Source organism: Adhaeribacter rhizoryzae, assembly GCF_008629685.1.
Lineage (GTDB): Bacteria > Bacteroidota > Bacteroidia > Cytophagales > Hymenobacteraceae > Adhaeribacter > Adhaeribacter rhizoryzae.
The window spans coordinates 84,963-94,114 of the sequence record NZ_VWSF01000024.1 but is presented as its reverse complement, the minus strand read 5'-3'; the positions used below and the strand labels follow the sequence as shown (position 1 = coordinate 94,114).

5 protein-coding genes are annotated in these 9,152 nt (G+C 42.4%); 2 read left to right on the top strand and 3 right to left on the bottom strand.

Going from position 1 to position 9,152, the window contains the following annotated elements; translation table 11 throughout:
- Positions 1-427 precede the first annotated feature (427 nt).
- The 3 genes from F0145_RS21920 to F0145_RS21910 all read right to left on the bottom strand — a co-directional run bounded on the left by F0145_RS21920 (position 428) and on the right by F0145_RS21910 (position 4,617).
- The gene (locus tag F0145_RS21920; protein ID WP_150092018.1) at positions 428-1,513 is read right to left on the bottom strand and encodes an FUSC family protein; all 1,086 of its coding nucleotides are present in this window, start codon (positions 1,511-1,513) and stop codon (positions 428-430) included.
- A gap of 201 nt (positions 1,514-1,714) precedes the next feature.
- Positions 1,715-2,689, bottom strand: a complete 975-nt coding sequence (locus F0145_RS21915; RefSeq protein WP_223816196.1) for an SGNH/GDSL hydrolase family protein — start codon at positions 2,687-2,689, stop codon at positions 1,715-1,717.
- 218 nt (positions 2,690-2,907) lie between these two features.
- The gene (locus F0145_RS21910) at positions 2,908-4,617 is read right to left on the bottom strand and encodes a mechanosensitive ion channel family protein (RefSeq protein WP_150092016.1); all 1,710 of its coding nucleotides are present in this window, start codon (positions 4,615-4,617) and stop codon (positions 2,908-2,910) included.
- A gap of 544 nt (positions 4,618-5,161) precedes the next feature.
- Between F0145_RS21910 and F0145_RS21905 the strand changes: the two genes are divergently transcribed.
- Entirely contained in the window at positions 5,162-6,916 is a 1,755-nt protein-coding gene (locus F0145_RS21905) for a family 16 glycoside hydrolase (protein ID WP_190277614.1), read from the top strand.
- Positions 6,917-6,931: 15 nt separating this feature from the next.
- Positions 6,932-8,935: a plastocyanin/azurin family copper-binding protein gene (locus F0145_RS21900; RefSeq protein ID WP_150092012.1), complete on the top strand. Its 2,004-nt coding sequence runs from the start codon at positions 6,932-6,934 to the stop codon at positions 8,933-8,935.
- The last annotated feature ends 217 nt before the right edge of the window (positions 8,936-9,152 follow it).

The following is a 9,152-nucleotide window of genomic DNA, read 5'->3' as shown; positions in this document are numbered from 1 at the left end:
TTGCTTTTGCACTTTGCTAATAAAGCAACTCAAACTTAACAATAATCATTTAACCAAAAATTCCAGCTAAATACAACTTTCTCTGATTGTTATGATTGCCTGAATCTTTTCTACAGCCCTGCTAGCCGCCTTTCCCCAGTACTTTCGTTTTGGGAGTGCAAAGGTACGAACCAATATTAAATTTCCAAACCACCACCTGAAAATATCTGTATCTTTCTTGGAAACACCTGTTAAATAAGAATATAAATTTTTAATATATCTTACTTGTTGTTTCGTACTGTATCTTACCTTGATTAATTTGCTTCTAAGTTTATCTGGTTGTTCTGAAGCTTGTAAAAATTTAGAGGCAATTACAATGCTTTATTTTTAGTTTTAGCCTCGGCAATAAAACTGTGAAAGCAATTCGATTTTCCAGGTCAATAGAAATTTACGCCGGAACAACAGTTTCTGGAACCTGACTTGGAATAACTGTTTCGGTTACTATCCGTCCTAAATCGGTTAAAATACTCCCAATATCACGTACCAATATTAAAGAAGTCATAAGGTGAAGATTATGCAAACAACTATTTTGTGCAGCTACGGCTTTCGTTATTGCTTCTTGCAATTCCTGTAAATTATTCTCGGATGTTTCTACTGCGGTTTTGCCATATGCCTGAATGCATCCTGCCGTGGCTAACATTGCCTCTTTAAGTTCTTCAACATACATTTCCTCCATTTGAATATCCTGCTTTATATTTATATCGGCCAAGCTTCGGCGAATGCCTCGTATTTGAATGGTAATGCTTTCTAATTGATGCAGGTTTTCAGCAAGCTGATTTAATCTGACGCGTTTTGACGTTAGCAGAATATTATATTTTAAACTTTGCTTAGCTAAATCGAAGGCTTTGTGACATTTTTCCGCTTCCAACAGTAGGGCATCAACTTCTGTGCGACCAGTCTTTCTTTTACTTTCCGTATTATTAAGCAGGGCTGTTAAACTAATTAAGGTAGCGGCAGCCAGATTGCTATAAGTTGAAATTCGTTGTTCTACTTCCGGTACAACATTTTGCGGAACAATTAAGGCATTTATTAAAACAGCAATGGCAGAGCCTATAATTGTTTCTATAATTCTTTCGTAGCCGTATCCTTCTTTGGTTTGCCCAAAAGCCAAAACTAACAATGAGCTAATGGCTACTTGCGAGATTATCTGAGCGTTCATCCGCAGGGCTTTGGCAATGCTCATCCCTATCAGAATAATAAAGAAAATAGAGATAGCGCCAATTTTAAACCAATGGCCCAGCAGCATACTCAGCAGCACTCCGCCAATAATTCCGATAATGCGCTGTGTTGCTTTATCAACAGAATCAGCTACGGTAACCTGCACCGTAATAATGGCCGCAACCGCCGCAAAATAAGGGTACTCAGAATGCAACAAGCTGGTGGCTACAAACCAGGAAGCCGCCGCCGCAAATGCTGTTTTAATAATTTGCAGCGTTGGCCCGATTCGGTTTAGTACATCTATAATTTTAAGCACAGCCTATATTTATTTCGACACTAATTAGATGGTATTTATTTTGCAAACAAAACTTTACAAAAGGAACAAAAAGCAAATGAATTTATGAGCATGTATATAATTTAAGAGAATAAATAAATTACCTACACCTTTATTTATTAGCCCACGAATATTGCCGGCATATAATTCAATAATTTGGCAAATATCCTGTGGGCGCTACAACTACCTTTTTAATATTGCGCGAATTTGCTTTTCTATTTGAGCATATTTTTGCTGGGCCTCTGTTAACGGCAAACCAGGAGCCATACCGGGGCGTTTAAATCCAGTTGCTTTTAACCAGGCATCTTTCATAATAGCTTGGCGTTGGCTAACCAGGTTATATATTTCTTTACCTTGCGGATGTACTTGCAGAGCTGCTTGCACATCAGGTACTGCGTTTACGTTTTCGCCTAAATATTCTAAGACCGCTCTGGCAATGAGCCAATGGCCTAAATCGTCGGGATGCACGCCATCATTGGCTAGTTTAAAATCGGTTTGGGTAAGCCGCGCACGCTCCAGATATTGCGTTGTAGCCGTATGCACATCCGCCACTTCCCATTGAAGCGAATCTTTTTGGGACAGCAACCATTCAGAATATTTATCTAAAACCAAATTATACCCTTTTGTACCCAGTTCTTTATCGTCGTGCACAGGTGGCGTTAAATAGATAATCTTTTTAGCGTTACTTTTTTCTAATTCTGAGTGCAGCCATTTTATACCGTTACGGAAAGCCTGGAATCGTTTAGCATCGAACGGCAGGTAAATGCCATCGTTCATACCATAACAAGCAAACACCACGTCGGGCTTTACCTGGGCCAATATTCTGGCTAAACGTTCATGTAAATCCGGACGCGGAAACTTTCCGTCAGCGTGGTTAAGCTCGCTCAATCCCGATACGGTTTCGCTGGGCAAGCCCAGGTTAATAAATTCAAACTGCTGCTTTTGATAATGCGTGATAAAATAAGCTTCAATATCGGTTATATATTTACCGGCATAAGTAATACTATTTCCTAAAAATAATATGCGCTTCGTTTTTTTAGGAAAGGGCGCTTTACTAGTAGCGTAAGCTGCATTAAAAATAAATAAGGCTAGCAGCAAAAAATTAATGCGCCTATAATAAGGCAAATATTTTTTAACCGGAATATTTATTTTCATCATAACCTGAATATCAATGGCAAAGCTATCTTCATTTACCTGGTATAAAATAAAACAGAAATTAGCAGCTTTCTGCTTTACTACCTAAAAATGACAAGTAAAACATTAAATGCCCAGTTAAGATAATAAGAAGGTTAAGGATATGATTACCGGTAAATTATTCAGAGGAAATTAAATAGAGTGCCTTTATTTAATCTCTTTATTAAGCAACAATGTATATTTTATTCACTTTCTGATATGGCCTTGCCTGAGGCTATATTCGGGCTGCTATCCTGAGACAAGTATAGGTTTTGGGCCGGAAAAGCAAATCCTTGTCCTTTATTCTCCACTACCTCCATTATGCTTAATATTAGTTCTTCCTGAATTGCCAGAAACTTATTAAAGTCATTCGTCAGGATATAGGAATATATTTCTACGGTACGGGAATCGGGCGCAATTTCAATAAACCGGACCCTGGCCGAGGTAGGATCTACTTCGGCGTTATCGGCTAAAAGGGTGCGTAGGGCTTTCAGAATCTCCCGGATTTGCTCGGTGGTGGTTTGGTAATGCAAGCGTAGTTTAGGCGCAAAAAGAATGCGATCGCGATGCGCAAAGTTTTCTATTTGCAACGAGGCAAACTCGCCGTTGGGTATGGTAACAATGGTACGCTCGCTGGTGCGGAGCCGGGTAGAACGCATGCCAATTTGCTCTACCGTACCCAAAGTTTGCCCAACCCGGCAAAAATCGCCTACCCGTATGGGCTGATCGGCAATTAAGGTAACGCTTCCCACAAAATTTTCTACGGTTTTCTGAGCGCCTAAGGCCAGGGCAATACCACCTATACCCAAAGCCGCAATACCGGTAGTAACATCAAAACCTAAGGTGCCTAAAATGGTAATAATACCCAGAACAATTAAGGCAATTTTTGCAGCTCGCCGCAAAAATAATACTACCGAAATACCCGACATAATCCCGCGCCGGGTTAGTTCTTTCTCGCCAAACCGGCTTACCACATCCAGTAATCGCCAAATCAGCAATAAAATCGCTACTAATCCCACAATTACGGTTGTCTCACTAAAACGCTGACGCACAATAATGGAAATACCAACTTCCTGGCTCGAAACCACTAATATCCAGGCCGCCAGATAAAGCCTTATGGGCAAAGCAAAAGCCTTTATAATACCAACTGTAGGTTCATCTTTAGATTTATGCCAAACTACCCTGATAATAAAAGTAACCGCAATGGTTATGCCCCAAGCCGCCAGGTACGCCAGCACAGCCAATAATACCATACCCAACCAGTGCCCCACCGGTACGCCGCCCCATTTATAATATTTTAAACCTTTGGGTAAAACCTTGCTGGTAACAGGTGCCGATGCTACAGTCTGGGTATCGGCTGGTATTCGCTTAAAGGTTTGCGCTGAAAACAGCCAAAGCGGAGCGCCCGTGGTATCTACAGATTTCTCCAGAATTAAATCAAAAGACTCGCCGTTAGCCGTAGCCGTACCTACCCTATCTAGGTTTGGCCCGAGATTATCATCGGCATTACCCTCCGGTTTATCGCTTATAAAGGAATACGGAATAATACTGCCGCCTTTGTCGAGCAGTCGTTGCAGGGCCCTGGCCTGGTTTTCTCTATCTTCGGTCTTTCTTAAAGTACTGTCGAGGTTCAGATAAAGGGCTGCCCTTGTATAATTTTCATCTGCAACAGCATCTATAAATCCTGCTACTGTACCCCGGGGCGTGCGCCGGCCCAAAGAATCGGGTAACCACTGCGGTGCCGAAACTTCTGCTGTAGTATCGCTGGTTGGCAGTAACTGGGCAGAGGCAGGCGTAGCAATTATGCTAAAACCCACGAACGTGGCAAGGCACCAGAACAACCCAAAATAATTATTAGCAGAAACTTTATTTAAGAAATATTTAATTACTGTTACAAACCGGATAAAAACCATAGTTAATTATTACTGCAATATTTAAGTCATTGGTTGGTCAGGTAAAATAAAAGGGTGAGCTTTTGCAAAATTCAACCCTGCTACCACTTGCGGAATTATTATTACACTTAATAATTAAGGTAATATTTCTTTTCCCGACGCTAGCTTATACGGTTTGGTTGTAAAAGGAGGTTTAAAAACTAAAAAGATGACTTAGAAAACCCATGAGCTACAACATTTTTACGAGATTGTTTCGGAAAGAAAAGCTGTATTTAAATTTATTAAAAAGGAATATTTATTTTTTAATAATAAAATTAATTTTTACATATAAATAAAATTATTATTTTTAACCTGCTTTAATGTGAGCCTAATTCTATGTGGCAGCAATAGGAAAGTTTGATAATTCCCGAACTTTCTAAAACCATAGATGAATAGAAATTAACCGCAAAAATAAAATTGCCTAATCATGGTCCGGAAGCTTCTGTTACTTTTTTGTTTTTCCTTTTTCATAGCCGAAATATTATGTTCTGGAAAAGCAATGGCTCAAAACCTGAATAAAACGGTTATGTCGGAAGCGCTTCCTTATGAAAGCCTCAGCCTAAAAGATTTAAAGGCATTCCGGCCCGTAAAGAAAAAGCAATGGCACCTGGCCGGAGAAGTATTTGCCGACCGGAAAAAAGAAAAGCACCTGGAAAGTAAATCCGGCACAGGTATTTTGGTTTACCAACCGCAACAAAAAAACAATCCGTTAATAACCAAACTGCAACACGGCGATCTGGATCTGGAATTAGATTTTCTGCTGGCAAAAGGTTCCGCTTCGGCTATTGCTTTGCACGGAATTTACTTAATTAATTTAAAAGATAGTTGGTTGCAGCAAAATCTTACGCCTACCGATAATGGTGGAATTTTGGCCGGAACCAACAATTCTGCTCCCGCTATTAACGCGTCTAAAGCGCCGGGTTTATGGCAGCACCTCCGGGTTAGTTTTAAAGCGCCAAGGTTCGATGCAACTGGTAAAAAAACGGCCGATGCCCAATTAATAGAAGTATCGTTAAATGGCAAGGTGGTTCAACAAAATGTAACCTTAACAGGGCCTTCCGAAAAAGGTTCTTTATCAGTAGAAAAAGCCACTGGCCCGTTAATGCTATTTGGCGGAAATGGCCCCATTGCTTTTAAAAATATTCAATACAAAACGTATGCAGAACAACGGCTGGTATTATCAACCATGCAGTACCAGTTACACAAAGGCCGTTTCCGCGACCTGAATAAATTGCCAACTACTGCCCCTGTTAAAACCGGAAATACTGATTCTTTGTCGCATAAAATCGGCGACGAAAATGAACTGCTAATAGTAGAAGGCGAAATAGACGCGCCCCGCACCGGCGAATATTTATTCCGGGTTACGGCCGCCGGGTCAACCTGGATATTTCTGGATAATAAATTAATATTAGATAATAAAGGCTCCCGCGATTTGCAGCGTTTCTTTTACGGTGGCACCAACCTCACTGCCGGCAAGCACCCTTTTAAATTAATTTTTTCGAACCACGACCGCAGCCTGGTTGTGCAATACGAAGGCCCAAATATTCCATGGACTACCTTAACCACTCCGGCTTCTAAACGGCACATTTCCGGTGAAGAATCTTTAATTTACCAGGTTAAAAAAGAACCGGTGCTGCAACGCGGCTTTATGAAACACCAACAAGGCACCAATACGTATGCGGCGGCGGTAGGCATTCCGGGTGGGATTAACTTTGCCTACGACCTAAATGCTTATACGCCTCTAAGTGCCTGGCACGGCGGCTACCTGGATGTAGGCCACATGTGGGTAGAACGCGGCGAAAAGCAACTGGCACAACCATTAGGCCCGGAACTGCAGCTTTCCGGCTTGCCTACCATTACTTTCTTAAAAGAACAAAATATTGCCTGGCCCGATACCATTCATCCGGATAATAGCCCTTTCGTTGAAAAAGGTTATAAGTTGCGCCCGAACGGCTTGCCGGTTTTCTTTTATGCTTTACCCAATGTTTCGGTGGAAGACTACCTCGCTCCTACTGCCAGTCAGGAAGGTTTAACCCGGGAAATTACGGTTAAATCTAGTGGCACCCCGGAGCCAGTTTACTTATTATTAGCCAGCGGCCACAATATTCAGCAATTGCCAAACGGCACTTATGCTGTTAACGACAAAAGTTACTACCTCGAAGATATTCAGGCCGGCAACAGCAAGCCCCTTCTCCGGACCAGCAATGGCCAGACCCAATTATTATTGCCCCTAAGTGCTTCTGCTAACAATATCCAGGTTAAATATTCCATCATCTGGTAGATTTTTTGCGCTGTTATGAAAACTAAATTTCACCACCTGCTGCTTTTAATATTTATTTCTTTTGCTCCTTTAATACTAAAAGCCCAGCAAGGAGATGCCGCCCGGGAAAGTAAATATTACGGTATTAAAAATGTCCCCATACCCGATAGTGTAATGCTGGAAGTGGGCGGTCTGGCTTTTACCCATGATGATAAACTGGGCGTAGCTACGCGCCGCGGCGAAATATGGGTAATTGAAGACCCTTACGGCAAAAAACTGAAAACGCCAAAATATACCCGCTTTGCTACCGGCCTGCACGAGCCCCTTTATTTAGCTTACCGCAACAACGCTTTTTATACTACCCAGCGCTCGGAACTAACCAAAATTACCGACACCGACCAGGACGGCAAAGCCGATTTGTTTAAAACCATTTACGCCTGGCCATTATCTGGTAATTACCACGAATATTCCTACGGCCCCCTGTTTTTGCCCAACGGCGATATGCTGGTAAATTTAAATTTATCGTGGGTAGGCCGGGGTGCCAGTTTAACCAAATGGCGGGGCTGGATGCTGCAAATAACCGAAAAAGGCGAAATGACACCTTTTGCTACCGGCCTACGCTCCCCGGCCGGCTTTGGCCTGAATACCGCCGGCGATATTTTTTACGCCGAAAATCAGGGCGATTGGATTGGATCTGGCCGCATTACGGAACTAAAGCTGGGCGATTTTGCTGGTAATCCGGCTGGTTTGCGCTGGTCTGGCGAACCTAATTCGCCGCTGCAGCTTAAACCCGACATGTTCGCCGACTCCATCGGGCTGATGTACGATTTCGCCCAGAAACACAATAAAGTAAAACTGCCCACCGTTTGGTTTCCTCATACCATCATGGGCATTTCTACTTCGGCTATTCTGAATATCGATAATGATGCTTTTGGTCCGTTTAAAGGCCAGATGCTCGTAGGCGACCAGGGCCACAGTAAAATCATGCGGGTTTTCCTGGAAAAAGTTAACGGCGAATACCAGGGTGCGTGCTTTCCTTTCCGCGAAGGCTTTTCTTCGGGCATTTTACGCATGGCCTGGGGTAGCGATAATTCTTTGTTTGTGGGCATGACCAGCCGGGGCTGGGCATCCACCGGTAAAGATTTATATGGCCTGCAACGACTAACTTACAATGGTAAAACTCCTTTCGAAATGAAAGCCGTCCGCGCGCAAAAAGATGGCTTCGAAATAGAATTTACCCAACCCATTAATAAAAAGCAGGCCGCCAGTTTGACCAATTACCAGCTAAACAGCTTTACGTATGCTTACCACCGCACCTACGGCAGCCCCATTATTAATACCTTAAGCTTGCCGGTTTCCAAAGCCGTTGTTTCTCCTGACGGCAAAAAGGTAAAAATTATGGTTAATGGCTTACGGGCCGGCTATATTCATGAACTAAAAATTAAAGGCTTGCAAAATTTGGCCGGTGAAGAACTGTTGCACCCGGTGGCTTATTACACCCTGAATAATATTCCGGGTGGCGGCGCTAACCACCATGACCACGCCGCAATGTTAGCTGCTCAAAAAACTTCCTCAACGCCTAACGATAATTCTCCTTGCGGACCAGATGCCAGTAAAAATATTACGGTTCAGCCCGCCAATTGGACAAATGGCCCAGAAGTAACGATTAATATTGGCACCAAACCAGGCCTTAAATTCGCGATTGAAAATTTTGAAGTACCCGAAGGCAGCCGGGTAAAACTGGTGTTCAACAACACCGACGATATGCTGCACAACCTGGTTATTGTTAAAAAGGGTAAGGCCGAGGCGGTTGGAAAAATGGCTATGGAACTGGGCATCAACGGTTCTAAATTAGGTTACGTGCCGCCCTCGCCAGATGTATTGTTTAACACTTGTTTGCTGCAACCCGAATCCTCCCAAAGTATCTATTTTACTGCCCCCAAGGCAGGTGATTACCCGTACGTTTGCACCTTTCCCGGTCATTATTTTGTGATGAAAGGAAACATGAAAGTAGTGCCGAGCGCTACTGGTAAGAAATAAAAGATTAGTTTTTGCCTTTAGGTAATAGGATAAATATTTAAAAACAAAAGCATGGAATATTTCCCATGCTTTTGTTTTTTCTTCTGGATAGCCGTAGCGGTTACTATAAACTAATCTTCTAAATGGTGTTCCACAAATGGTCTGATTTTCTTTCTGCTTATCTTTTGAAAGATTTCATCTTTCAATGGGTAGGTGCTAACTAGCTTTACAATCCTAA